General features: G+C 67.2%; 25 protein-coding genes. 14 read left to right on the top strand and 11 right to left on the bottom strand.

The genetic code is table 11. From position 1 onward, the window contains the following. Nucleotides 1–104: 104 nt before the first annotated feature. The gene (locus OHB26_RS30875; RefSeq protein ID WP_330180775.1) at nt 105–743 is read right to left on the bottom strand and encodes a hypothetical protein; all 639 of its coding nucleotides are present in this window, start codon (nt 741–743) and stop codon (nt 105–107) included. Next, complete coding sequence (locus OHB26_RS30870; protein WP_330180774.1) at nt 740–2,242, bottom strand: alkaline phosphatase; 1,503 nt, start codon at nt 2,240–2,242, stop codon at nt 740–742. Before OHB26_RS30870 ends, OHB26_RS30875 begins: the two co-directional genes overlap by 4 nt. A gap of 403 nt (nt 2,243–2,645) precedes the next feature. Here OHB26_RS30870 and OHB26_RS30865 point away from each other — a divergent pair, with 403 nt between their 5' ends. From OHB26_RS30865 to OHB26_RS30835, 7 genes are all read left to right on the top strand, one after another. Beyond that, the gene (locus OHB26_RS30865) at nt 2,646–5,084 is read left to right on the top strand and encodes a sensor histidine kinase (protein ID WP_330180773.1); all 2,439 of its coding nucleotides are present in this window, start codon (nt 2,646–2,648) and stop codon (nt 5,082–5,084) included. Further along, nucleotides 5,062–5,469 carry a roadblock/LC7 domain-containing protein gene (locus tag OHB26_RS30860; RefSeq protein ID WP_330180772.1) on the top strand — a complete coding sequence of 136 codons (408 nt, stop codon included), beginning with the start codon at nt 5,062–5,064 and terminating at the stop codon, nt 5,467–5,469. The genes OHB26_RS30865 and OHB26_RS30860 overlap by 23 nt, the downstream gene beginning before the upstream one ends. 8 nt (nt 5,470–5,477) lie before the next feature. After that, nucleotides 5,478–6,050, top strand: coding sequence for a GTP-binding protein (locus OHB26_RS30855; protein ID WP_330180771.1), 573 nt, complete (start codon nt 5,478–5,480; stop codon nt 6,048–6,050). Between the two features lie 99 nt (nt 6,051–6,149). Beyond that, nucleotides 6,150–8,756 carry a sensor histidine kinase gene (locus tag OHB26_RS30850; protein WP_330180770.1) on the top strand — a complete coding sequence of 869 codons (2,607 nt, stop codon included), beginning with the start codon at nt 6,150–6,152 and terminating at the stop codon, nt 8,754–8,756. Further along, complete coding sequence (locus tag OHB26_RS30845) at nt 8,734–9,159, top strand: roadblock/LC7 domain-containing protein (protein ID WP_330180769.1); 426 nt, start codon at nt 8,734–8,736, stop codon at nt 9,157–9,159. The genes OHB26_RS30850 and OHB26_RS30845 overlap by 23 nt, the downstream gene beginning before the upstream one ends. Then, nucleotides 9,159–9,533 (top strand): DUF742 domain-containing protein, encoded by a 375-nt coding sequence (locus tag OHB26_RS30840; RefSeq protein ID WP_067563524.1) that lies wholly within the window; start codon nt 9,159–9,161, stop codon nt 9,531–9,533. The genes OHB26_RS30845 and OHB26_RS30840 overlap by 1 nt, the downstream gene beginning before the upstream one ends. A gap of 13 nt (nt 9,534–9,546) precedes the next feature. Further along, nucleotides 9,547–10,107 (top strand): GTP-binding protein, encoded by a 561-nt coding sequence (locus OHB26_RS30835; protein ID WP_330180768.1) that lies wholly within the window; start codon nt 9,547–9,549, stop codon nt 10,105–10,107. A 64-nt stretch (nt 10,108–10,171) separates the two neighbouring features. Here the strand turns inward: OHB26_RS30835 and OHB26_RS30830 are convergent, their stop codons facing one another. From OHB26_RS30830 to OHB26_RS30820, 3 genes are read right to left on the bottom strand one after another with little or no spacing between them, the layout of a single operon-like run. Then, entirely contained in the window at nt 10,172–10,294 is a 123-nt protein-coding gene (locus tag OHB26_RS30830; RefSeq protein WP_330180767.1) for a hypothetical protein, read from the bottom strand. A gap of 37 nt (nt 10,295–10,331) precedes the next feature. Next, entirely contained in the window at nt 10,332–10,724 is a 393-nt protein-coding gene (locus tag OHB26_RS30825; RefSeq protein ID WP_330180766.1) for a RidA family protein, read from the bottom strand. Beyond that, complete coding sequence (locus OHB26_RS30820) at nt 10,721–11,311, bottom strand: DinB family protein (RefSeq protein ID WP_330180765.1); 591 nt, start codon at nt 11,309–11,311, stop codon at nt 10,721–10,723. The genes OHB26_RS30825 and OHB26_RS30820 overlap by 4 nt, the downstream gene beginning before the upstream one ends. A 78-nt stretch (nt 11,312–11,389) precedes the next feature. Here OHB26_RS30820 and OHB26_RS30815 point away from each other — a divergent pair, with 78 nt between their 5' ends. From OHB26_RS30815 to OHB26_RS30805, 3 genes are read left to right on the top strand one after another with little or no spacing between them, the layout of a single operon-like run. After that, entirely contained in the window at nt 11,390–12,364 is a 975-nt protein-coding gene (locus OHB26_RS30815) for a helix-turn-helix transcriptional regulator (RefSeq protein WP_330180764.1), read from the top strand. Nucleotides 12,365–12,397: 33 nt separating this feature from the next. Next, the gene (locus tag OHB26_RS30810) at nt 12,398–12,727 is read left to right on the top strand and encodes an ArsR/SmtB family transcription factor (RefSeq protein WP_330180763.1); all 330 of its coding nucleotides are present in this window, start codon (nt 12,398–12,400) and stop codon (nt 12,725–12,727) included. Between the two features lie 11 nt (nt 12,728–12,738). After that, the gene (locus tag OHB26_RS30805) at nt 12,739–13,425 is read left to right on the top strand and encodes a cation transporter (protein WP_330185832.1); all 687 of its coding nucleotides are present in this window, start codon (nt 12,739–12,741) and stop codon (nt 13,423–13,425) included. Between the two features lie 31 nt (nt 13,426–13,456). Here the strand turns inward: OHB26_RS30805 and OHB26_RS30800 are convergent, their stop codons facing one another. Beyond that, complete coding sequence (locus OHB26_RS30800; protein WP_330180762.1) at nt 13,457–14,599, bottom strand: epoxide hydrolase family protein; 1,143 nt, start codon at nt 14,597–14,599, stop codon at nt 13,457–13,459. A gap of 63 nt (nt 14,600–14,662) precedes the next feature. Between OHB26_RS30800 and OHB26_RS30795 the strand changes: the two genes are divergently transcribed. Then, nucleotides 14,663–15,637 (top strand): helix-turn-helix transcriptional regulator, encoded by a 975-nt coding sequence (locus OHB26_RS30795; RefSeq protein WP_330180761.1) that lies wholly within the window; start codon nt 14,663–14,665, stop codon nt 15,635–15,637. Nucleotides 15,638–15,668: 31 nt separating this feature from the next. Here OHB26_RS30795 and OHB26_RS30790 read toward each other — a convergent pair whose 3' ends face one another. From OHB26_RS30790 to mtnA, 4 genes are read right to left on the bottom strand one after another with little or no spacing between them, the layout of a single operon-like run. Beyond that, entirely contained in the window at nt 15,669–16,205 is a 537-nt protein-coding gene (locus tag OHB26_RS30790) for a MepB family protein (RefSeq protein ID WP_330180760.1), read from the bottom strand. Nucleotides 16,206–16,214: 9 nt separating this feature from the next. After that, on the bottom strand, nt 16,215–16,889 hold the full coding sequence (gene mtnC / locus OHB26_RS30785; protein WP_330180759.1) for an acireductone synthase: 675 nt from the start codon (nt 16,887–16,889) through the stop codon (nt 16,215–16,217). Continuing rightward, nucleotides 16,886–17,461 (bottom strand): 1,2-dihydroxy-3-keto-5-methylthiopentene dioxygenase, encoded by a 576-nt coding sequence (locus tag OHB26_RS30780; protein ID WP_330180758.1) that lies wholly within the window; start codon nt 17,459–17,461, stop codon nt 16,886–16,888. The genes mtnC and OHB26_RS30780 overlap by 4 nt, the downstream gene beginning before the upstream one ends. Beyond that, nucleotides 17,458–19,101: an S-methyl-5-thioribose-1-phosphate isomerase gene (gene mtnA / locus OHB26_RS30775; RefSeq protein WP_330180757.1), complete on the bottom strand. Its 1,644-nt coding sequence runs from the start codon at nt 19,099–19,101 to the stop codon at nt 17,458–17,460. The genes OHB26_RS30780 and mtnA overlap by 4 nt, the downstream gene beginning before the upstream one ends. A 224-nt stretch (nt 19,102–19,325) precedes the next feature. Between mtnA and OHB26_RS30770 the strand changes: the two genes are divergently transcribed. The 3 genes from OHB26_RS30770 to OHB26_RS30760 are packed head-to-tail and all read left to right on the top strand — an operon-like array spanning nt 19,326 to nt 21,497. Then, entirely contained in the window at nt 19,326–19,607 is a 282-nt protein-coding gene (locus tag OHB26_RS30770; RefSeq protein ID WP_330180756.1) for a hypothetical protein, read from the top strand. Next, a complete protein-coding gene (locus tag OHB26_RS30765) occupies nt 19,604–20,017 on the top strand; it encodes a hypothetical protein (RefSeq protein ID WP_330180755.1) in 414 nt (137 codons plus the stop codon). The genes OHB26_RS30770 and OHB26_RS30765 overlap by 4 nt, the downstream gene beginning before the upstream one ends. 31 nt (nt 20,018–20,048) lie before the next feature. Next, nucleotides 20,049–21,497, top strand: coding sequence for a sensor histidine kinase (locus OHB26_RS30760; RefSeq protein ID WP_330180754.1), 1,449 nt, complete (start codon nt 20,049–20,051; stop codon nt 21,495–21,497). On the opposite strand, the gene OHB26_RS30755 is transcribed toward OHB26_RS30760, so the two are convergent. After that, nucleotides 21,414–22,133 (bottom strand): response regulator transcription factor, encoded by a 720-nt coding sequence (locus tag OHB26_RS30755; RefSeq protein WP_330180753.1) that lies wholly within the window; start codon nt 22,131–22,133, stop codon nt 21,414–21,416. The genes OHB26_RS30760 and OHB26_RS30755 overlap by 84 nt on opposite strands. Between the last annotated feature and the right edge of the window lie 75 nt (nt 22,134–22,208).

Genomic DNA, 22,208 nt, shown 5'->3' with positions numbered 1-22,208 from the left:
GCGGCTACACCGCTCCTATCGCCGCCCTGGTTCGCGTGAGACGCGCGAGCCCGCGTGCACCAGGTGTGTGCACGCGGGCTCGCGAGTGGTGTTGTGGGAGCGGGCTATTCGTTGACCAGCACCGGAATCGACAGCACCGCGGCGGAGACCGCCGCATCGGCCGGAGCCGAGGTGATGGTGAAGTCGATACCGTCATTGTGCGGAATATGCGATCCGCCGCCCATGGCTTCTTCATCGGCGTGCTCGAAATGTCCGGTGCCCACCAGGCGTCCGGCGGCGTCGTAGAACGCCGCCGACACCTCGAGGGCGAGCACATCGCTCACATCGGTGGTGATGGCCAGGCGACCGTGGACCGCGTTCCCGTCCAATCGGGTACCGGTCAGCTTGATCCGATCGGTGAACGGTCCCGGTTCCACCCGCACCTCACCCGGCGCGGCGGCGATCGAACCGGCCGGTGCCACAGCGGGTTTCGGTGCGAATGACGGCGTAGCCACCGGACTCGACGTGGTCGTATTCGACGCGGGGGCGCATCCCGCTCCGAACGCGACCGCGGCAAGCAGTCCGGCGATCATCGCCCCGCGTACGGTGGTCGACGCCGTGCCGCGTAGGCGACGTCGCCGCCGCGTCCGTGGGCCCGCACCTGCTGTCTGCGGCTGTCGTGGCGTGGTCAGTCCGCGCAGCTCGGCGGCCTTCACCACGTGCGGCAGTGAATAGGCGGGCGCCGCAACACCGTTCACGCTCACGGCAGCAGGGCCTGGTGCATCTTGGTGTAGAGCGCGGTGTTGTCCTGGCTGGCGGCGAAGGCGTCGCCGCCCGGACCGTAGGCGTAGATCATCACGTCCGCGCCGGTGTGGTTGCCGGACAGGTAGGTCAGCCACAGGCTGGCCTCGGCCGAGCCGTCCTTGACCTCGGGCTTGTCATCGACGGTGCGGAAGGTCGCCGGGGCGAAGTTGCGCGGGTCGTTGGCGCCCGAGCCATTGACGAACCCGTTGGAGCGAACCGGATCCTTCACGTTCTCCTTGCCGTCCCGCGGCGGGTTGGAGTTGTTGGCCGGGTTGGTGGTGTCCACATTGGTGGGCGGTCCGACCGCTTCGGCATTGGTGAAGGTGTTCTTCTCGATGATGTTGAAGCCCGCGCACTCGTGGTCGGCGGTGACGATCACCAGGGTGTGCTTGTCCTTCTTGGCGAAGTCCATGGCGGCGGCGACGGCGTCGTCGAACGCCTTCATCTCGTCCAGGGTCTGCGCGGCGTCATTGGCGTGCGAGCGCTTGTCGATGAGCGCGCCCTCGATCTGGAGCAGGAAGCCCTTGCTGTCCTTGCGGTTCGACAGCAGGTCGATGGCCTTGGTGGTCATGGCCGCCAGGGTCGGCTCCTGCTTCTGCGGCGCGGAGTCCGGCAGCATCGCCTTGGCCTGGGTGACGGTCATATTGCCGCGGTTGAACAGGCCGATCACCTTATCGCTCTTGGTCGCGGTCAGATCCGCGGCGGTGGCGACCTTCTGGCTGTCGGCGGTCTGCGCCTCGAGCGCGGGGTCTCCCATGCTGCCCAGCACCTGATAACCCTTGTCCAGCATGGCCTTCTGGTCATCGGGCTCGAAGCGGGCCAGGCCGCCGCCGAAGATGACATCGGCGGTGCCGTTGCGCGCGATCTGCTCGGCGATCGGGGTCACCAGCGTCTTGTCCGCGGGTTGGGCCGCATAGCTGCCGTCGGACTTCTTGGGCAGGCAGGTCGATTCGCTGAATGTCGGTCCCTGGCAGCCGCGCAGCAGCGCGTGGCTGACCATGCCGGCCGGGGTGGCGTCGGTGATCTCGGCGGTGCTCACATTGCCGGTGGCGAAACCGGCGGCCTTGGCCTGCTCCATGAGCGTGGGCACGGACTTGCCGTAGGCGTCCACGCCGAGCGCGGCGTTGTAGGTCTTGACCCCCGAGGACCACGCGGTGGCCGCGGACGCGGAGTCCGTCACCAGCGCGGGCTTATCGCTGTTCGGCTCCACCGCGTAGGTGGATACCGCTCCCACGTACGGCAGCTGCTCCATGTTCAGGTGCCCCTTGACACCCATGAAGCGTTCGCGCGCGGCGGTGATGTGGGTGCGTCCCATACCGTCACCGAGCAGGTAGATGATGTTGTGCACTTCGTTGTCGGCCTTGCTGTCCGAGCCGCAACCCGCGACCAGGGTCGAGCCCACGAACGCGGCCGTGATGGCCGCGACCGCGCCGAGCCAGGCGCGCTTCTTGTGCTGCACTTAGTTCCCTCCAACCTTCGGGCCCGCTGTACCCCGGGCGCGGCGAACGTAACCCTGGACGGTTGCCCGAATCCGACGCGTAGCTGTCGAGTCGGTGAACGTCTGGCTCGACGGCCGACGGGCGTCGTGCCCGGCGGGCAGAATCCGGCTGCGGCGAACCGGCTACGCGCGCGGGAACGCGGGGCTATCCTCTGGTCACCAGGTTGGAAACGCACAGCGCAGGTGGTGAACCGGGTTGGCCGGACCGTCGTCGAGACTCGCTCTCGCGCAACGGATTCAAGGATTGTTCGGGCGACGACGCGGCCACCGTCGCATACCGGACGGCCGGTCTCGGAGTCAAATCCCATCCCGCTCAAGAGGACTCGCACGGGCGCTGCGGCCACCCGATGGCTACCCTCGGGCAATGCGCAGCAGGCGGCCAGGGGTGCGGACACGAATTCTGGCCATCGCCTTGGTACCCAGCCTCGCGCTGGTGGCCGTCGGCGTCGGCGCGACCGGATATCTGGTGGACCGCTCCAACTCCGCCCAGGACTGGGCCGATGAAATGCGCGCCGGGGTCGCACCCACCCGCGAACTCATCGAGGCGCTCGAACAGGAACGCCGAATCACGATGTGGCGGATAGCCGGAGCCGATACCGACCTGCACGCATTGGCCGCCGCTCGCCAGCGCCTCGACTCCGCACTGCATGACCTCGTCCCCGCGCAATCGAGACTGCACGCCATCGGACCGAAATCCATGGACGATGCCACCACCGCACTCACCGAATTGGGTAAGCGGCTCACGGTGATTCGCGTCGGACTGGACGCCGGAACCCTGCCCCTCGGCGACGCCGACGCCTTCTACAGCTCCATGCCGCAGTTCGTCCTGGCCGGGGTGCGCATCGCCCAGCGGACCGCGCCGGACCCGGCCACCGCCATCGAACTCGCCGCGGCCGGTGGCGTGCTGGAGGGCCTCGAGGCCATGAATCGCGCGAACTCCCTCGGCGCGGCACTCCTGGACGGCGGCACCGGCCTGCCCGCGGATCTGGCCGATGACTACCTGCGACTGGTCGGCTTCTACCACAATCGCGTGGAACGGCTGCTCACCGACGCTGATCCGGAGCAGGCGGCCGCCGCGAAAACCCTTGTGGGCGGGGCGGCTTGGCAGCGGTTGAGCAGTATGGAGACCGCGCTCTCCCAGCGTGCGGTACCGCGCGCGGAGGGCGCGACCTTCAAACCCGCGCCGTTGCCGCTGTCCCCCGCCGCCTGGGAGGACGCCGTCAAAGAGGTGAACAAGGCGCTCGCGGATATGTGGCAGGCCGAGAACTCCGAAGCCCAGCGTCTGGCCAGTGACGCCGCCACCACGACCACCCGCACTTCCCTGCTCACCGGCGCGGCCATGGTGGTCGTCGCACTCGGCGCGATTCTGGTCGCGCTCGCCCTGGCCAATCGGATCATCCGGCGACTGCGACGCCTGCGCGATGAGACCATCGCCCTGGCCGACGAGCGGCTGCCCGAGACCATGCGACTGCTCGCGAACGGCGTACACGTCGATATCGATACCGAAACTCCCGCACTGGATTTCGGCGGCGACGAAATCGGTCAGGTCGCCGACGCGTTCAGCCACGCGCACACCACCGCCGTCTCCGCCGCGGTCACCGAATCTCGCACCCGCGAGGGCGTGAAGGCCGTCTTCCTCAATATCGCGCACCGGAGCCAGGTCGTGGTGCACCGGCAGTTGGAGATCCTCGACGAGGCCGAATCCAAGCAGGAGGATCCGGCGCTGCTCGAGACCTTCTTCGTACTCGATCACCTCGCCACCCGCGAACGCCGCAATGCCGAGAACCTGGTCATCCTCGCGGGCGGACGCCCCGGCCGGCAGTGGCGCAATCCGGTGCCGCTCATGGAGTTGGTGCGCAGCGCCGTCGGCGAGACCGTCGACTATCAGCGGGTCCGAACCGGGCGGCTGCCACAGGCTTTCATCGTCGGTCTGGCCGTCGGCGATCTGATCCATCTGCTCGCCGAGCTCATCGACAATGCCGCGCACTTCTCACCGCCACAGTCCAAGGTGCAGATCACCGGTAACACGGTGGGGCGCGGAGTGGCGCTGGAGATCATCGATCAGGGCGTGGGCGTTCCGGAGCCCGAGCTCGAACGCATCAACGCAGTGCTGGGTACCGCCGCCGACCTCGGTCTGAGCACCTTCTCCTCGGACTCCCGACTCGGCCTGTTCGTGGTCTCGCAACTCGCTGCCCGGCACGGCATTTCGGTGCGCCTGTCCGAATCCGACTACGGCGGTCTGCGCGCCATCGTGCTGGTGCCCGCCGCGCTCATCGCCGGTGAGACACCCTCGCCCGAGTTCACCTCCGGTCAGCTCCCGATCCCCCGCCGTGCCGAATTCCGCCCGGACACCGATGAACTGCCGGTGCTCGACGCACCCGCGCGGCGCGATGCCCTACCGCCCGCCCCGGCAGCTCGGCCCATGGACACGGGCCGCCATGCACGAGTGGAACCCTCGGTCGATCACCGGCCGGACGATCACGCCGCGCACACCGACGGAGCCGGCCGTGAGCAGTCCGCGGACCCGCAAGGGTCGCGCCCCTCGCTGCCCAAGCGCCGCCGACAGGAAAGCCTCGCACCCGAATTGGCGCACGATCCGGCTCCCGAGGAGTCGACGGCCTGGAATACCGCTGTCCTCGAACCGGCCCCGCCCGCACTGCCCGAACGCAGTCCCGAGCAGGCCCGAGACCTCATGTCCGCCATCGAGAACGGCACCCGCCAGGGCCGCCGCTCCGATCAGGGCACCCTCCCACCCATCACACATCGACAGGAAGGCGACGGTGAGTACTTCTCCCGCCGGTGACCTCGACTGGCTGCTCGACGATCTCGTCGACAAGCTCGCCGGTGTCCGTCACGCCGTGGTCCACTCGACCGACGGTCTGCTGCTCGGCCGCTCCACCCGCATGCTGCGCGAGGATGCCGAACACTTCTCCGCCATGTCCTCCACGCTGTACGGGCTCTCCCGCAGTGCCGGACACCGTTTCGACGGCGGCGACGTGCGCCAGGCCGTCATCGAACTCGATCGCGCGGTGCTCTTCGTGACCGCCGCGGGCGCGAACGCCTGCCTCGCGCTGCAGGCGGGCGCGGACGCCAATCTGGGCATGGTGGCCTATGAGATGAACCTGACCGTGCAGCGGGTGGGAACATTCCTTTCCACCGCGGCCCGCCGCCCCGGCGAATTCGGCTGAGCCCCGGCATGACCGGGTTCGACGAGGACCACGCGCTCGCGCAATCGGTGAAGATCCTGATCGCGGGCGGCTTCGGGGTCGGCAAGACCACCATGGTCGGGACGATCAGCGAGATCGCCCCGCTGCGCACCGAGGAGATAATCACCGAACGCTCCGCGGGCGTCGACGATCTCACCGGTGTGGAGAGTAAGACCACCACCACGGTCGGCCTGGATTTCGGGCGGATCACCATCGATGCCGGGCTGGTGCTCTATCTGTTCGGCACACCCGGTCAGGACCGATTCTGGTTCCTCTGGGACGAATTGGCGCGGGGCGCGCTCGGCGCTGTGATCCTGGCCGATACCCGGCGGCTGGAGAATTCGTTCGCGGCCATCGACTTCTTCGAGCGGCGCGGGATCGGATTCACCATCGGCGTCAATTGTTTCGAGGGTGCGCCGGTGTATTCGACGCAGGAGGTGCGCGATGCGCTCGACCTCGATGAGCAGGTGCCGATCCTGCTGTGCGACGCGCGAGACCGCGCTTCGTGCAAGCAGGTACTGACCACCCTCGCCGAGTATCTCATTTCACGCGCTCTCACCTAACCTTCGATTCCGAAGCATGCATAACTTGGCGTGTCAATAATGTTCCCGTTCAATGGGATACGGTTGAGAATGTGATGCACGTCCCGTTACGTTGTGGCGATGTTCAGAGCGAGACTCGGGGTCCGGACCCGTGTTCTCGCCATCGCATTGGTTCCGAGCCTCGCGCTGCTCGTAATCGGTGTGGGTGGCGCGGGATACCTGGTGGTGGAAGGCAAGAACGCGCGAGAGTGGGCGGACGCACTCACGGCCGCGACACCTCTTTCGAAGGAATTGGTCAGCGCGGTCCAGTTGGAACGTCAGCTGACCATGGCCCAGCTCGCGGGTGACGAACCCAACCCGAAGACCTTGACCCAGGCCAGAACTCGGCTGGACAATGCGCTGCGCGGGATGAGCGGCACCACCAAGGACATGGAGAACCTGGGTCCGCAGGAGGTCACCGGCGACGTCGGCGGATTCCTCACCCTGACCCGATCCCTGGCGGCCGTGCGCACCCAGATCGACGGCGGCGCACTGCCGTTGGCCGACGCCTACAACTTCTACGGACATCTGCTCGACCTCATCTCCATCGGCACCCGCGCGGTGGAGACCACCGCGCCCAATCCGGAAATCGCCATGGAGACCGCGGCGACCCTGGAGATCGTCTCCGCCTCCGAAATGCTCTCGCGCGCGGATTCATTGGCCGAGGTGCTGCTCAAGGACGGCACTCTCACGCCGGACCTGGCCGTCGAATTCTCCCGGGTCCTCGGCGCGTACCGAGTCAATATCGGTGTGCTCGCCGGCGCGGACGGCAGTAAGGGCAAACCCGCCTTCCAGGCCGTGGTCAATGACCCGAACTGGCAGAAGCTGATCATGATGGAGAATGTGCTGCTTTCCCGCGCACTCGATCCCATGACCGCCGCGCCCGTCAAAGCCGGTGCCACCCAGCCGGTCGCGCCGCTGACCTTCACCCCGCAGGAATGGCACGACACGGTCAACGCCGTCAACAAGTCGCTGCTGGATATGTGGGACGCCCAGAGCCGGTACTCCCTCGGCGTGGCCGCCGACGTCGCCGACAAGAACGCCCGTAACTCGGCCATCGCCGGTGGCGCGATGCTGCTGGTATCGCTCTCGGCGTTCCTGGTGGCCCTGCTGCTCGCCAACCGCATCATCGGACGGCTCAAGCGGCTTCGTGACCAGACCTTCGTGCTCGCCGATGAGCGACTGCCCGAGATCATGTCGCAGCTGCGTGACGGCAAACAGGTCGAGATCTCCACCGAGACACCCGAACTCGACTTCGGCACCGATGAGATCGGTCAGGTGGCGAAGGCGTTCGGCCATGCGCACACCGCCGCCGTCTCCGCCGCGGTCACCGAGGCCCGCACCCGCGAGGGCGTGAAGGCGGTCTTCCTCAATATCGCGCACCGCAGCCAGGTCGTGGTGCACCGCCAGCTCGAGGTGCTGGACGAGGCCGAGGCCAAGCAGGAGGATCCCACCCTGCTGGAGATCTTCTTCCGCCTGGACCACCTCGCCACCCGCGAACGCCGCAATGCCGAGAACCTGATCATCCTCGCGGGCGGGCAGCCGGGCCGGCAGTGGCGAAATCCGGTGCAGCTCATCGAATTGGTGCGAAGCGGTGTGGGCGAGGCCCTGGACTACACCCGCGTCAAGATCACTCGACTACCCGAGGTGGCGGTTGCCGGTTCGGCCGTGGCCGACCTCATCCACCTGCTCGCCGAACTCGTCGACAATGCCGCGCACTTCTCCCCGCCGTCCTCGCAGGTCGAGGTGCGCGGCAATGTGGTCGGCAAGGGCATCGCCATCGAAATCGTCGACCAGGGCATGGGCATGCCCGAGGCCGAGTTCGCCCGCATCAACGATATGCTGCGCAACCCACCGGATTTCGGCGTCAACACGCTCTCGGAGGATTCCCGCCTCGGCATGTTCGTGGTGGCGCAGCTGGCGGTCCGCAACGGCATCTCGGTGCGACTGGCCGAATCCGATTACGGCGGCGTGCGCGCCATCGTGCTGGTGCCCTCCTCGCTCACCGTCTCGGCGGGCCGGACCGGCGAAATCCCGGCCGTACCCACGGCATTCGACACCGGGCAGTTCCACGCCGCCCTCGCCGCCGAGACCGCCCGGCAGCTCGAGGCCCAGCAGCAGTTCGAGGCGTCCAAGCAGTTCGAGGCCCCGAACGCGCCCGAAGCGCCGAAGCCGATCGGCAACCCCGGACCCTTCGAATCGCCCCGGCAGCTCGAACCGCCTGCCCCCGCGTCGTTTTCGAATCCGGCCCTGCCTGCCCGGCCCGAACCCCTCGCCCCGGAGCGACAGATGTCCTTCGATACCCCGCGACCCTTCGAACCACCGACACATCCGAGCACCAATCGGCCGCAGTACATTCCGCCTGCCCCGGCACCCCGGCAGCAACCGGAAAACGATTTCCGTGCACGCGAATTCGATCGGTCCCAGTACACTGGCTCCGACGTCCGTCCGGAGCTCCCGCGAAGGCGGCGGCAGGCAAGTCTCGCACCGGAATTGGCGCAGGAAAAGGCGGCTCAGGAGTCGCCCGAACAGCCCACCCGCACGGCCGAGCAGGCCCGAGATCTGTTCTCCGCCATCGAAAACGGAACCAGGCAGGGCCGCCGGGCCGATCCCGGCGCGGTCGAGCCTGTGTCCCACCCATTCCAGGACCGACAGGAAGGCGACGGTGACCACCTCAAACGCTGGTGATCTCAACTGGCTACTCGATGATCTGGTGGATCGACTCGCGGGCGTCCGGCACGCGGTGGTGCACTCCACCGACGGCCTGCTACTCGGGCGCTCCTCCGCTATGAGCCGCGAGGACGCCGAACACTTCGGCGCGATGTCCTCGACCCTCTACGGACTGGCCCGCAGCGCGGGCAGCCGGTTCGACGGCGGCGGTGTCCGCCAGGCGGTCATCGAGCTGGATCGCGCGGTGCTGTTCGTGACCGCCGCGGGCAGCCACGCCTGTCTCGCGTTGCAGGCCAACGAACAAGCCAACCTCGGCATGGTCGCCTACGAGATGAACCTGACCGTGCAGCGCGTCGGCACCTATCTGTCCACCACGCCGCGCCATCATCTGGCCGGACAGGTTGACCCCAGGCTGTCATGATGGCCAGGCCGGGGGATCACTGGTTCGACGATCAAGCAGGTCCATTGGTGCGCCCATACGCCAGGACCGGCGGTCGAACCATGGGCGCTGGGCATGATCTGGACATGCTCACGGTAGTAGTGGTGCCCAATGCGGCACCGGTGCTGCGCCGGGTCGAACCGGAATACGGCGATATCGTTCGCCTGTGCAGGCTCCCGCTGTCGGTCGCCGAAGTATCGGCGGCCCTGCGGCTTCCACTGGCAGTGACCAAGATCCTCGTCGGCGACCTCATCTCCGACGGCATCCTCAAGTTCCGGGCGCCGGTCTCCCCCGAGGCCGCGCCCGGTGACCTCAACATTTTGCGAGCTGTACTCGATGGCATCCGAAAACTTTGACCAATCCCAGCCCATGGCCGCGTCGGTGAAGATTCTCATCGCGGGCGGTTTCGGTGTGGGCAAGACGACCATGGTGGGGGCGCTCAGCGAAATAACGCCGCTGAGAACCGAAGAACTCATCACCGAACTCTCCGCAGGGGTCGACGATCTACGCGGTGTGGAAGGCAAGACCACCACCACGGTGGCCTTGGACTTCGGCCGCATCACCATCGATCGAAACCTGGTGCTGTACCTGTTCGGAACGCCCGGACAGGATCGATTCTGGTTCCTCTGGGACGAATTGGCGCGCGGTGCGCTCGGGGCGGTCGTACTGGCCGACACCCGCCGTCTCGAAGGGTCTTTCGCGGCAATCGACTTCTTCGAACGCCGCGGCGTGGCGTTCACGGTCGCCGTCAATTGCTTCGAAGGCGCACCGCTGTACACCCCGGTCGAGGTCCGCGAGGCCCTCGACCTCGACGAGCAGATTCCCGTTCTGCTCTGCGATGCCCGTGATCGCGTATCGGCCAAGAACGTGCTCATGACGCTGGTGGAGTACCTCATCACCCGCGCCGCGGCCGCACCGGTCGGTAGCTGAACCCTCCTCGCCACGAAAACAGCGCCTGCCCCGAGATTCTCGGGACAGGCGCTGTTTTCGTCGGTCAGGTCAGCGGGCCGTCGGCGACTATCGCCATGAGTGCGTCGGCGCGGCGCGCCGGGTTCGGGAGTGATTCGGTCGCCAGGGTCACACCGTTGGCCAGTGTCGGAGCGATCGCTCGCCACACCGAAAGCTGAACCCGCCGAGCGGCTTTCGCCGCACTCCTAGTCGGGGATGAGCGCTACCGCATCGATCTGTACGAGGGCGCCCGGGCGGCCCTGCGACGCCACCGAGACCACGGTGATGGCGGTGCGGTGATCACCCCACACCTCCCGGGACGCGGCGTATCCCGCCGCCGAGTCGACGTCCGCGCCGAGGTAGATATTCAGCTTCACCACATGCTCGGGTCCGGTACCCGCGGCGGCCAGCACCGCCAGCACATTGCGCATCGCCTGTTTCGTCTGCGCCGCCACGCCGTCGAGCAGCTTGCCGGTGCTGTCACTGCCGAGTTGGCCGCCGACATAGAGGGTCTTGCCCGCGGGCGCGATCACGCCCTGGGTGAACGCCGGGTTGTAGAAGAGCTCTTCCGGGTCCAGATGGATCGGCTCGGCGGTCATCGGTTCTCCTTCGGGTGTGCCTCGAGATGCGTGTGCAGGTAGAGGTCGCGCAGCAGGCAGACCTCGGAAAGATGATGTATCAGTTCGCGATTGATGTGCAGTATCAAATCCGCCATGGACAGCTCGGGATACGGCTCTTTCGGCCCGATCGGGGTGCGCAGCTCGGCCTCGCTGAGCCCCCGCACTCCGGTCGACCAGGTATCGATCTGCGTCTCGAGCTGTTCCAGGGCCGCGGCGGCGGTGTGCGCGTACTCCCATTTCTCGTAGGAGGTCTCGGGCGCGCCGAAATGCGCGGCGTTGCGCATGGCGAGCACGCCGACGATCACATGCCCGAGCCGCCAGGCGATGGTGGTGAACGGCGCGGGCGTGGGTGTCGGAAATGCGTAGTCGATGATGAAGCCCCCCACCCCGGCCTGCACCGGCGCGGTCGAGGTGCCGAGCGGCCGCACACTCCAGGCGTCCGGCGCCGGTGACCAGAAGTACTCGTCATCGGTGAGCCCCGCGAGCCGCGGTCGAATCTGATTGTCCCAATGCCACTCCCACTGCTCCCGGAGTGATCGATTCCAGTCGTATCCGTCTGCGTCCATGCGACCACCCTGACACCAATAGCGGACAGTATCGGTCCGCTATCTTGAGGAGACTCGGTGACAGGAAAGGTGGGTTCGATGACGGCATCCGCTGCTGCGCCCGGCACCACCGAGCGGGTTCTCAATCTGCTCGGACTCTTACAGCAACGGCAGGTCTGGACGGGTCCGGAACTCGCCGGCCGCTTGGGTGTCACGCCTCGCACGGTCCGCCGTGATGTCGAACGCCTGCGCGCTCTCGGCTATCCGGTGCACGCGAGTCAGGGTGTCGGCGGCGGGTATCAACTCGGTTCCGGACAGGACCTGCCACCACTGCTGCTCGATGACGACGAGGCGATTGTCACCGCGGTCGCGCTGCTGATCGGTGCGGGTGGTGCGGTCGCGGGCGTCGGCGATGCGGCGCTGCGGGCGCTGACCAAACTGGATCGCGTGCTGCCCAGTCGTTTACGACACGAGGTGCGCACGCTCGCCGGTGCGGTCGAATCATTCGACGGCGGTCGGACCCCGGTCGATCCGGGCACCCTCATGGCCTTGGCGCGGGCCTGCCGCGACGAACTCGAAGTCGGCTTCGACTACCCCTCCGCCGACACCCTCACCCGCCGCCGGGTCGAGCCGTACCGCCTGGTCGCCTCCGACCGCCGCTGGTATCTCTTCGCCTACGACCTCGATCGCGCCGACTGGCGCAGTTTCCGAGTCGACCGAATGACCGCGGTCTCGGCTCGCACCTGGCGTTTCCGTGCCAGACCGACCCCGGACCCGGTCGCCTACGTACAGGAGAGCGTGGCCAGCGGGGTCTACGCGAAACAAGCCCGCTTCCTGGTGCACGCCCAAGCCGCGGCGGTGCGCGCGCAAATCCCGGCCGCCGCGGCTGTGGTACGGCCCCGAGGTAAAGGCAAATGTGAAGTGCTCAGCGGCGCAACCGATCTCGACGCCGTCCTCTTTCATGTACTGCGGCTCGGACACGACTTCGAGGTACTGGACCCACCCGACCTCGCCGCTCGCTGCCACCTGCTGGCAGCCAAACTCGACGCCGCGGGCTCCAATAGTTCAGATTGACCTGAATACAGAATTATCTGTACTGTTTGTCCGGTGGAAACGTCGCTGCACACCGATGCCCTGGCCCGCTTCGGCCGCGCGCTCTCCGACCCGACCCGCACCCGAATCCTGTTGAGCCTGCGCTCCGAACCCGGCTACCCCTCGGATCTGGCCGATCGGATCGGCGTGTCCCGCCAGATCCTCTCCAATCACCTTGCCTGTCTGCGCGGTTGCGGCTTGGTGGTAGCCGTTCCGGAGGGTCGCCGCTCCCGCTACGAACTGGCCGACGCGCGCATCGCCCGCGCCCTGGAGGATCTCCTGGGTCTGGTCCTGGCCGTCGACCCCGCCTGCTGCACGGCCTCCGAAACCGAAGGCTGCTGCTGATGTCACTCGGTATGCCCGCCGTACCATCGCTCACGCGCCCGTCCCCGCAGCGAAAAGCCTTGCTGACAAAGCGAATTCGCTGGCTGGTCGTGGCGACGATCTCCTACAACGTGATCGAGGCGATCGTCGCCCTCACCGAGGGAACCCGTGCTTCCTCCACCGCGCTCATCGGATTCGGCCTGGACTCGATTATCGAAGTCTCCTCGGCCGCCGCCGTGGCCTGGCAGTTCTCCGCCCGAAATCCCGAGGCTCGGGAGAAGGCGGCGCTGCGAATTATCGCGTTCTCCTTCTTCGCCCTGGCCCTCTACGTCAGCGTGGACTCGGTCCGATCCCTGCTCGGTATCGGCGTAGCCCGCCACTCCCCCATCGGAATCGCCCTGGCCGCAGCCAGTCTCGCGATAATGCCGACGCTGTCCTGGACCCAGCGCAGCACGGCCCGAGAGCTGGGATCGGCCTCGGCCCTGGCCGATTCGAAACAAACCCTGCTCTGTACTTACCTCTCGGCGGTGCTCCTGGTCGGACTGCTCCTGAACGCCGCACTCGGCTGGTCCTGGGCGGACCCGATCGCGGCTTTCGTCATCGCCGCCATCGCGGTGCGCGAGGGCATCAACGCCTGGCGCGGAGACCCCTGCTGTGCGATTCCCGCCGCCCCGGGTGCCGAGGCAGCGGCCGCACGCGACTGCGACTGCTGCCCCTGACGAATTCCCCCGATTCGGCGAGATACCTTGCCTAGTCGCGGTATTCGCGGAAGGTGGCGCGCAGGTCGTCGACGATGAGGTCCGGTTCCTCCATCGCCGCGAAGTGACCGCCTCGATCGAACTCCGTCCACCGCACAATATTGTGGTTCCGCTCCGCGATGCGGCGGACGGGGATGCCGAGGTCCTGCGGCAACACCGCCACGGCGACCGGCACATCGGTCTCCGGTTCGGGCCTGCCCCAGGTCGCGGCCCCCTCGTAGTAGTAGCGGGCCGACGAGCCCGCGGTGCCGTTGAGCCAATAGATCATGACGTTGGTCAGCATCGCGTCCCGATCGACGGCGTCCTCGGGCGCATCGGTCGAGTCGGTCCAGTCCTTGAATCGTTCGACGATCCAAGCCATTTGACCCACCGGCGAGTCGGCGAGCGCGTACGACAGCGTCTGCGGGCGAGTGGCCTGCAACATCGCGTACGCGCCGAGTTCGTACTGTGCGCGCTGAGTCAACTGCAATGCTCGCTTCTCGGCGGGATTGTCCAGGTCGGCCGTCTCGGGAGTGACCGTGGCCGAGGCGATCATCGTCACGTGCAGCGCCACAACATGTTCGGGATCGATCACCGCCAGCTCCCGTGAGATGGCCGCTCCGGTGTCTTCCCCGTGTGCGGCGTAGCGGTCATAGCCGAGTCGCCGCATGAGTTCGGCCCAGGCCCGCGCGGCCCGGCTCGTCGACCAGCCGACAGCGGGCCCGGACCATCCGAATCCCGGAATCGTCGGCACCACGACATCGAACGCATCCCCGGCCTGGCCGCCGTGCGCGACCGGATCGGTCAGCGGACCGATCACATCGAGGAACTCCACGATCGATCCCGGCCACCCGTGGGTGAGGATGAGCGGCATCGCGTCGGGCACCGCGGACCGGACATGGAGGAAATGCACCTCGTGACCGTCGATCTCGGTGCGGAACTGTGGGAACGAGTTGAGTCGCGCCTCCTGCGCCCGCCAGTCGTAGGCAGTGCGCCAGTACCGCGCCAACTCCCGCGTGTAGTCGAGCGGAATGCCTTGCGCCCAACCGACTCCGGCGACGCCGTCCGGCCAGCGGGTCTCATCCAGTCGCCTGTGCAGATCGTCGAGCTGAGCTTGGGGGACGTCGATACGGAAGGGAGTGATCTCTGCGCTCATGAAAACGACTCTATGGCGCTGCTAGGACAACTTCCGTCCTAGCTCTACGGCAGAATGCACAGTGTGTTGGAAACCTCGGCTCGGCTGCTCGAACTCCTGTCGCTGCTACAGACACCCCGGGTGTGGACCGGCGCCGACCTGGCCGAACGCCTTGAGGTCGATGCGCGAACCGTCCGCCGCGATATCGACAAGCTGCGCAATCTCGGCTATCCGGTACACGCGGTCGCCGGAGCGGCCGGATATCGACTGGGCGCGGGAACCAAACTGCCCCCGCTGCTCCTGAACGACGATGAAGCGGTCGCGGTCGTCGTCGGATTGCGCACCGCGGCAGGCGGAACCATCACCGGTATCGAGGAGAGTTCACTGCGGGCGCTCGCGAAACTGGAGCAGATCCTCCCGGCCCGGTTACGCCACCGCGTGTCGGCGCTCCAAGCGGCGACCGTCAGCATGCCCGCGGGCACGCCGTCCGTGGACGCCAACATCCTCACCACCATCGCCGCCGCCATCCGTGACCACGAACAACTCCGCTTCGACTACCGCACCCACGGCGGCTCGGAGATCCGGCGGGCGGCCGAACCGCATCGGCTCGTACACACCGGACGACACTGGTACCTGGTCGGCTGGGACGTCGAGAAGCAGGATTGGCGCACCTACCGTGTCGACCGCCTGCACCCGCGCACTCCCAACGGCCCCCGATTCACCCCGCGCGCGGCACCCGAGGTCGACCTCACCGGCTGGGTGTCCCACGGGGTCAGCACCGCCCCCTATCGCTACCGGGCACGCATCACCCTCGAGGTATCGGCCGCGGTCGCGGCGGATCGCATCCCGCCGACCATCGGCGTCATCGAGGCGATCGACGATGAGCACTGCCTGCTGCACACCGGCTCGAACTCACTCGACGAAATAGCCGTCTACACCGGCCTTTTCGGCTTCGGATTCCACGTGCGCGAACCACCCGAACTCATCGACCACCTGCGCGCGCTGGCGGATCGCCTCACCGCGGCCGTCACGCCCCGTGACGACGTCCTCGACCGATGATCATGATTGCCGTTGCGGCTCGGCAACGGCATCACACAGTCGCGTGCCCATAGAGGCTTCGGGCGCGGGCGATGTCGATCGGCGCGTTCGTCGGCAGGTACAGGAAGTGGTCGAGTTGCCAGGACTGGGCCGCGGTTGCCTGGCGGTTGGGGGCGTCTACCCATGGTGGGTAGACACGGAAGGCGCGTTTACCGGCGGTGCCGTTCACCGATGTGATGCCGTGTCGGCTGAGAGTGTCCATCGTGAAGACGAAGTGGCCGAAGTGCTCGGAGCTGCGGGTGCTGACTACGACCAGGTCTATGGCATCGGTGGTGTCGAATGGGCGGATCGGGCCGGCGAGGGATCTGGTCCAGACGGTGACGAATTGGCCGACCTTGGTGGGAGTGGTTTTGCCCGTGCGGAATCGGGTTGTAAGGCCGTTGAGGGTGAAGGTGTGGGCGGCGTACGCACCGCCCTCGGGTTCGGCGATCGGCTGTGAGCAAGTGAAACCGCACGGGTCATAGACCAGAGACTTCGCGGCGAGCAGGTCGTCGGGAAGTGGAGTCACGTCCGACCATGCATTGGACACCGTTATCGCTCAGTTGGGTTCGATGTCGGCGAAGTCGCCGACCCAGCGGTGCGGGGGGCGCGGGGGGTTGGGTTCGCCGGGGCGAGCCACACCGATCGCCCGCCAGCCCGCGGCCACCGCGGCGTCGAGTTCATCCGGGTGATCCGAGAGGAACAGGATGCTCTCCGCGGGGACTCCTATTGCGCCCGCGATCTTCTCGTAGGAGGAGGCTTCGCGTTTGGGGCCCGCGGTGGTGAGATCGAAATGGCCGGTGATCAGCGGGGAGAGGTCGCCGGGACGGGCGAAGGTGAACCAATCCTTTTGATTGCGAACCGAACCCGAGGAGTAGATGTAGAGCTCCAGGCCGGATTCACGCCAGGCGCGCAGCATCGGCGGCACATCGGGGAAGAACTCGCCGTAGAGCGAGCCGTTGCGGAAACCCTCGGCGCAGATGATGCCCTGGGCGGCCTTCAGCGGCTCGGCCTTGACGTCGGTGTTCAGCCAATCGATGAGGATCTCGGCGACCGACGCCCCCGGCGCACCGGCCAGGGCGCGGGTCTCGGCGATGATGGCATCCGCCGCGCCGCCCTCGTTTTCGGCCAGCCAGCCGGGCAGGCGGGTGCGGGTGTAGCCGTACAGCTCCTCACGGACCGAGCTGGTCGGGCTGGTGGTGCCCTCGATATCGAGGACGATGACGTTGATCATGCGGGGAGCAACTCGTCGAGGGTGGGGAAGCCGCCGGAGATCTTGTCGCCGGTGAAGTCACCGATCCAGCCGTCTTCCTCCTCGAAGAAGCGGACGGCGACGAATTCGGGCTCGGTGCCCATATCGAACCAGTGCAGGGTGCCCGCGGGGACCGAGACGAGATCGCCCGCGGTGCAGACCGTCGCCAGGACCTCATCACCGAGGTGCAGATAGAAGCAGCCCTGACCGGCGGCGAAGAAACGGACCTCATCCTCGGCGTGCCGGTGCTCGTCCAGGAACTTGGTCCGGGCGGCGACGGCCTTGGCGGGCCACTCCGGGTCGGTGGCATCGGGGTGGATGCGGGCCACATCGATGAACTTGAAGCGGCCGTCCGCGTTCAAAGCGTCGATGCGCGACTGGTATTCGGCCAGCAGCTCCTCGGTCGAGGTGGCGGCGGTGAAGCCGTCGAACAGCGACCAGCGCTCGAAGGTGATACCGCGCTTGTTCAGCTCGGCGGCGATCACCGCGTCATCGGTGGTGCGCAGCTTGACCTCGGCGGAGTCCTGATCGGACATGATCTGCAGCAGCGTCATTTCGGGGTTCCTCCTCGGAACTGATTCTCGCGCACCGGGAGTTCGCGGTGTCCGGTCAAAGTAGTCAATTCGCACATGGCCTCGAGGCATTCCGCGCGATCGCGGGCCTGAGCCAAAGTGGCACCCCATGCCGTAATGCCGTGTCCGGCAATGAAAAGCACCGGCGGGGCGTCCGGATACTCGGTCAGGTACTTCTCGATATCCGCGCCGATCCGCGGAACATCGGCGTGATTCGGGAACACCGGGATATCGATGAGATCGGGGCGAGCGCCACCCAGACCCTTGATCAGCTCGTATCCGGCGAAACGCACAGGCTGCACCTCGGCGGCGGCCGCACCGATGGACACGGCGGTGGCGTGCGGCGGATGTACGTGTACGACTGCGGTCGAATCCGTGGTGCGGTAGACGGCGGTGTGAATCGTGGTCTCCGCGGACGGCTTTCGGCCGGTGGACGACACCGGCTCGGAATCGGCGACCGCGACGGTCACCATGTCGTTCGCGTCGAGCTCACCCTTGGACAGCCCGCTCGCGGTGACCACAGCCGTATCGCCCTGGCGCACCGAGATATTGCCCGCGGTGCCGGGCATCCAGCCATTGGCGTAGAGCCCCCGCGCGATCGCGGCGATCTCCCGTCCGGCATCGAGTGCGGAATTGCCGAGCACGCCATTCTCGGTGACCACGGCCGTCACCAGCTCCGGCGGCGTCACATCGAAGGCCGGATTGAACGTCCGAGTCCCCTCGGGAGCCGTTGTGACACCACCGAATCCGGTCACCTCACCCGCCGCGCGCTGCTCCACCACGATGTCGCTACCGCGCGCGGTCGCCACGTCCCGAGTGGATTCGGGCGCGACCACGATGAACGGAATCCCATGCCGCTTCGCCGCGATGGCCAGCATGTAGGTGCCGATCTTATTGGCCACCGACCCATCGGCGGTGATCCGATCCGCGCCGACCACGACCGCGTCCACACCCTCGGTGGCCATCGCCCACGCGGCGGCGGAATCGATGGTGAGGCGATGCGGGATACCGGCCTCGGCCATCTCCCACGCGGTCAACCGCGCACCCTGGAGCAGCGGACGAGTCTCGTCCACAATCACTTCCGCGAGCGCGCCGCGCTGATGCAGCACATGCAACGCGCCGATGGCGGTACCGACGGCGGTCGTGGCGAGCCGACCGGTATTGCAGTGCGTCAGAATCCGCAACGGACGATCCGGGCAGAGTCGCTGCACCAGATCGGCGGCGTGGGTGGCGGCGGCCAGATTCACCCGGCCGTCCTCGGCCAGCATCTCCAGAGCCTCGTCGAGCACGGCCTGTACGCCCTTCGGCAACTGCGCCAGGGCCCGCTGCACACCCCACGCGAGATTCACCGCGGTCGGCCGGGCGTCGGCGACACGCGCGGACTCCGCTTCGACCTGTTCGGTATTCACCACTCCATCGGTGGTGGCGGCGAGCGCCGCGAGCACCACACCGAAGGCACCCGACACGCCGATGGCCGGAGCCCCGCGAATCGCCAGCGATTTGATGGCGTCGATGAGATCGTCGACCGTGGTGATCCGCAGCTCCCGCAATTCCTGCGGTAACGCGCGCTGATCGATGGTGACCAGGGCACCGTCGACCCACTCGATCGAACTCTCAGCCATCTATCGTCTGTCCTCTCGCGACTCCGGCGCGGCCCGCATCGCGACCGGCACACGCCCACCGTATCGAACACGGATCGCCGCGTGACCGGCAGGTTTCAGATCAGTGGAATCCGAATGCGGTGGACTCGGAGCGGTCGCCGCGCGCCGGATCGACGGCACCTGTCGGATCGGGCCACGCCGTTACCTTCTCGTGTCCTTCGGGCATACCGCGCTATCATTCCGGTATGGCGAGAGAACGTCGCACCCGCAAGATCACCGTGACGGTGCCGGAAGAGATCGCCGCAACCCTCGACGACTGGCGCAGCAAAGGCCGTATCGAGTCGATCTCGGCATTCGTCGCCGAATCAGTCAAGAACCGCGTCGATCGCGCCGAATCCCTCGCTCGTATCGAGCAGGTCTTCGGTGGCCGTCCCCCGCTGGATCTCATCAATCGCGCCCGCGCCGTGCAGGGCCTGCCCCCATTACCCGAGGAGGATGTCGACGGCGATCACGCCGGCGCGGCATGACCTCCCCCGGCTCCACCCTCGGCGGCGTCGTCTTCGATACGGCCGCGCTGACCGCATGGGCGCATCGCGTCGCGTATGTGCAATCGGTGGTGTGGGCCACCGCGGACGCCGGGCACACCATCATCATTCCGGCGACCGCCCTGGCCGCGGCTCGCGCGCTGATACCGCCGGGCCGCCTGGATATTCTGGCCGTCCTGCTGGATCTGCCCAATACCGTCATCCAGCCGCTCGACCGCCCGGCCAGTGACCATCTCGGTGCGGCACTGGCCGATCGCATCGACGCCGATGCCCTCATTCCCGCCGGGCACGCGACAATCGAAGCGGTGAGCCGGGATTGGCCCTGTCTGACCGATCGCCCCGATACCCTGCGCAAACTCGACCCGCGCATTCAGACCGACACCCTGCCTTGAACACACCTGCCACCGTCACCCGATACCGGGCGTGCTCGATGATGGTCGGGTGAATCGGATTCCGGAGTGGCTGCGGCCTTCCCGCTGGGGCCTGCGCGTCCGGTCCGCCATTGTGGCCGCGCTGGTGGTCGGGGCGGTGCTGCTGGCCGCCGCCGGAGCCATGCTGTTACTGCTCCGCGAGTCGCTGCTGCGCGAACTCGACTCCGCGGCCGTCACCCAGATGGACGCACTCGCCCCGGAGCTCTCGCGGATCTCGGCGCAGGAGTCCGCGGAGAGTGTGGTCGGCGCACTGCCCGCATCGCTCTTCTCCACCGAAGGGTCCATCGACGCGGTCCAGGTGATCGACCCGCGCGGGCGGGTGCTGCGCTCCTCCGACCCGAAAACGACCGTGCCACTGCTGGATCCGAACGCTGTCGGGGATCGGGTGGTCGGCCGGGAGCCGGTCCCGGACGAGGATGACGACCTACGAGTATCCGCGCGATCGGTGTACACCCCGCTCGGTCGCTACACGGTGATGGTCGCGGTGAGTACCGAACCGGTCGAGCACGCGGTGACCAAGGTGGCCGCGCTGGTCGCCGTGGGCGGTCCGATTGTCGTCGCCGCCGCGGCGGCCGCGACCTACCTGCTGGTCGGGCGTTCGCTGCGCTCGGTGGAGGTGATCCGCCGCCGGGTCACCGGAATCGGCGCGACCGATCTCTCCGAACGCGTTCCGGTACCGGCCGCACGCGATGAGATCGCACGCCTGGCCGAGACCATGAATGCCATGCTGGCCCGCATCGAGGCCGGTCACCTCGCCCAACGGCGATTCGTCGGCGATGCCTCACACGAGTTGCGCAGCCCGCTCGCGGCGGTGGCCGCGGCCCTGGAGCTGGCCCGGGACCGGCCCGAGGTACTGGATCGCGAGCTGATCGACGGCACCCTGCTCCCCGAGACCGAACGCATGCGACACCTCATCGAGGACCTGCTGACTCTCGCCGCGGCCGATGAGCACCGGCTCGAATTGCGAACGGGTGATGTCGATCTGGACGATCTCGCCGCTGCGCAGGCCGCGGCGCTGCGCGGCCGGAGCGGGCTGACCATCCGCACCGATATCCGGCCGACCCGGGTGATCGGCGATCCCGCCAAGCTGGCACGGGCACTGCGCAATATCGCCGATAACGCAGCGGCACACGCTGATTCGAAAGTCGCCATCGCGGTGGATCGTGACGGCGAGCACGCCCGCGTGGTCATCGATGACGACGGCCCCGGCATTCCGGTCGCCGACCGCGCCCGCGTCTTCGACCGTTTCGTACGACTGGAGCCGGATCGGGCGCGCGCCTCGGGCGGCTCCGGTCTCGGCCTGGCGATCGTCGCCGAATTGGTCGCCGCCCACGGCGGCAGCGTCAGCGTGGGCGAATCACCCTGGGGTGGAGCCAGGTTCGTGATTCTGCTGCCCGTCGGTGGCCCCCGGATCGATCAGCCGGTAGCCGACGCCCCGTAGCGTCTCGATGCTGCCCTGCCCGAATGGCGTATCGATCTTCTTGCGCAGATAGCCGATATACACCTCGACCACATTCTCCGGGCCCTCATAGTGCGTATCCCACACATTGCGCAGTATCTCGGACTTGGTGAGGACAATCCCCTTGTGCCGCATCAGGAACTCCAGTAGTCCGAACTCGCGCGGAGTGAGCGTCAGTTCGGTGCCCGCGCGCCGTACGCTGCGCCGGGCCGGATCGAGTACCAGATCCCCCGCCGACAACAGCGCGGGCCGCTGCGGTGACGTGCGGCGCAGCAGGGCCCGCAGCCGGGCGATCAACACCACGAATGAGAACGGCTTGGTGAGATAGTCGTCGGCTCCCAGATCGAGCGCGTCGGCCTGCTCGTAATCGCCGTCCTTGGCGGTGAGCATGAGCACCGGCGTCGAAACGTCGCGGCTGCGCAGTCGTCGCAGCACCTCGTATCCGCTCAACTCCGGCAACATGATGTCGAGCACGATCACATCGAATTCGTCCTCGATCGCCCACCACAGGCCCTCGGTGCCGGTGTGCGCGAGCTGTACGACGAAACCCTCCAGCTCGAGTCCGCGCGCGATGGTGCGCGCCAGCCGCTGCTCATCCTCCACCACCAGCACTCGCACGGCCCAAGCATGCCCTATGGCAATGCGCTCCGAACATGATGGTCTGGCCCGATTTGTCGTGATCGCGCGTCATGG

It is taken from the genome of Nocardia sp. NBC_01503 (genome assembly GCF_036327755.1).
In the GTDB taxonomy this organism is placed as follows: domain Bacteria; phylum Actinomycetota; class Actinomycetes; order Mycobacteriales; family Mycobacteriaceae; genus Nocardia.
This window is presented reverse-complemented; position numbering and strand designations above follow the sequence as displayed.

What these genes read in the sequence shown, in the direction of transcription:
- OHB26_RS30865 (WP_330180773.1), top strand. Translation starts at nt 2,646, where the DNA reads ATGCGCAGCAGGCGGCCAGGGGTGCGGACACGAATTCTGGCCATCGCC.
- OHB26_RS30855 (WP_330180771.1), top strand. Translation starts at nt 5,478, where the DNA reads ATGACCGGGTTCGACGAGGACCACGCGCTCGCGCAATCGGTGAAGATC.
- OHB26_RS30850 (WP_330180770.1), top strand. Translation starts at nt 6,150, where the DNA reads ATGTTCAGAGCGAGACTCGGGGTCCGGACCCGTGTTCTCGCCATCGCA.
- OHB26_RS30840 (WP_067563524.1), top strand. Translation starts at nt 9,159, where the DNA reads ATGGCCAGGCCGGGGGATCACTGGTTCGACGATCAAGCAGGTCCATTG.
- OHB26_RS30835 (WP_330180768.1), top strand. Translation starts at nt 9,547, where the DNA reads ATGGCCGCGTCGGTGAAGATTCTCATCGCGGGCGGTTTCGGTGTGGGC.
- OHB26_RS30825 (WP_330180766.1), bottom strand. Translation starts at nt 10,724, where the DNA reads ATGACCGCCGAGCCGATCCATCTGGACCCGGAAGAGCTCTTCTACAAC.
- OHB26_RS30820 (WP_330180765.1), bottom strand. Translation starts at nt 11,311, where the DNA reads ATGGACGCAGACGGATACGACTGGAATCGATCACTCCGGGAGCAGTGG.
- OHB26_RS30815 (WP_330180764.1), top strand. Translation starts at nt 11,390, where the DNA reads ATGACGGCATCCGCTGCTGCGCCCGGCACCACCGAGCGGGTTCTCAAT.
- OHB26_RS30805 (WP_330185832.1), top strand. Translation starts at nt 12,739, where the DNA reads ATGCCCGCCGTACCATCGCTCACGCGCCCGTCCCCGCAGCGAAAAGCC.
- OHB26_RS30800 (WP_330180762.1), bottom strand. Translation starts at nt 14,599, where the DNA reads ATGAGCGCAGAGATCACTCCCTTCCGTATCGACGTCCCCCAAGCTCAG.
- mtnC (WP_330180759.1), bottom strand. Translation starts at nt 16,889, where the DNA reads ATGATCAACGTCATCGTCCTCGATATCGAGGGCACCACCAGCCCGACC.
- OHB26_RS30780 (WP_330180758.1), bottom strand. Translation starts at nt 17,461, where the DNA reads ATGACGCTGCTGCAGATCATGTCCGATCAGGACTCCGCCGAGGTCAAG.
- mtnA (WP_330180757.1), bottom strand. Translation starts at nt 19,101, where the DNA reads ATGGCTGAGAGTTCGATCGAGTGGGTCGACGGTGCCCTGGTCACCATC.
- OHB26_RS30770 (WP_330180756.1), top strand. Translation starts at nt 19,326, where the DNA reads ATGGCGAGAGAACGTCGCACCCGCAAGATCACCGTGACGGTGCCGGAA.
- OHB26_RS30765 (WP_330180755.1), top strand. Translation starts at nt 19,604, where the DNA reads ATGACCTCCCCCGGCTCCACCCTCGGCGGCGTCGTCTTCGATACGGCC.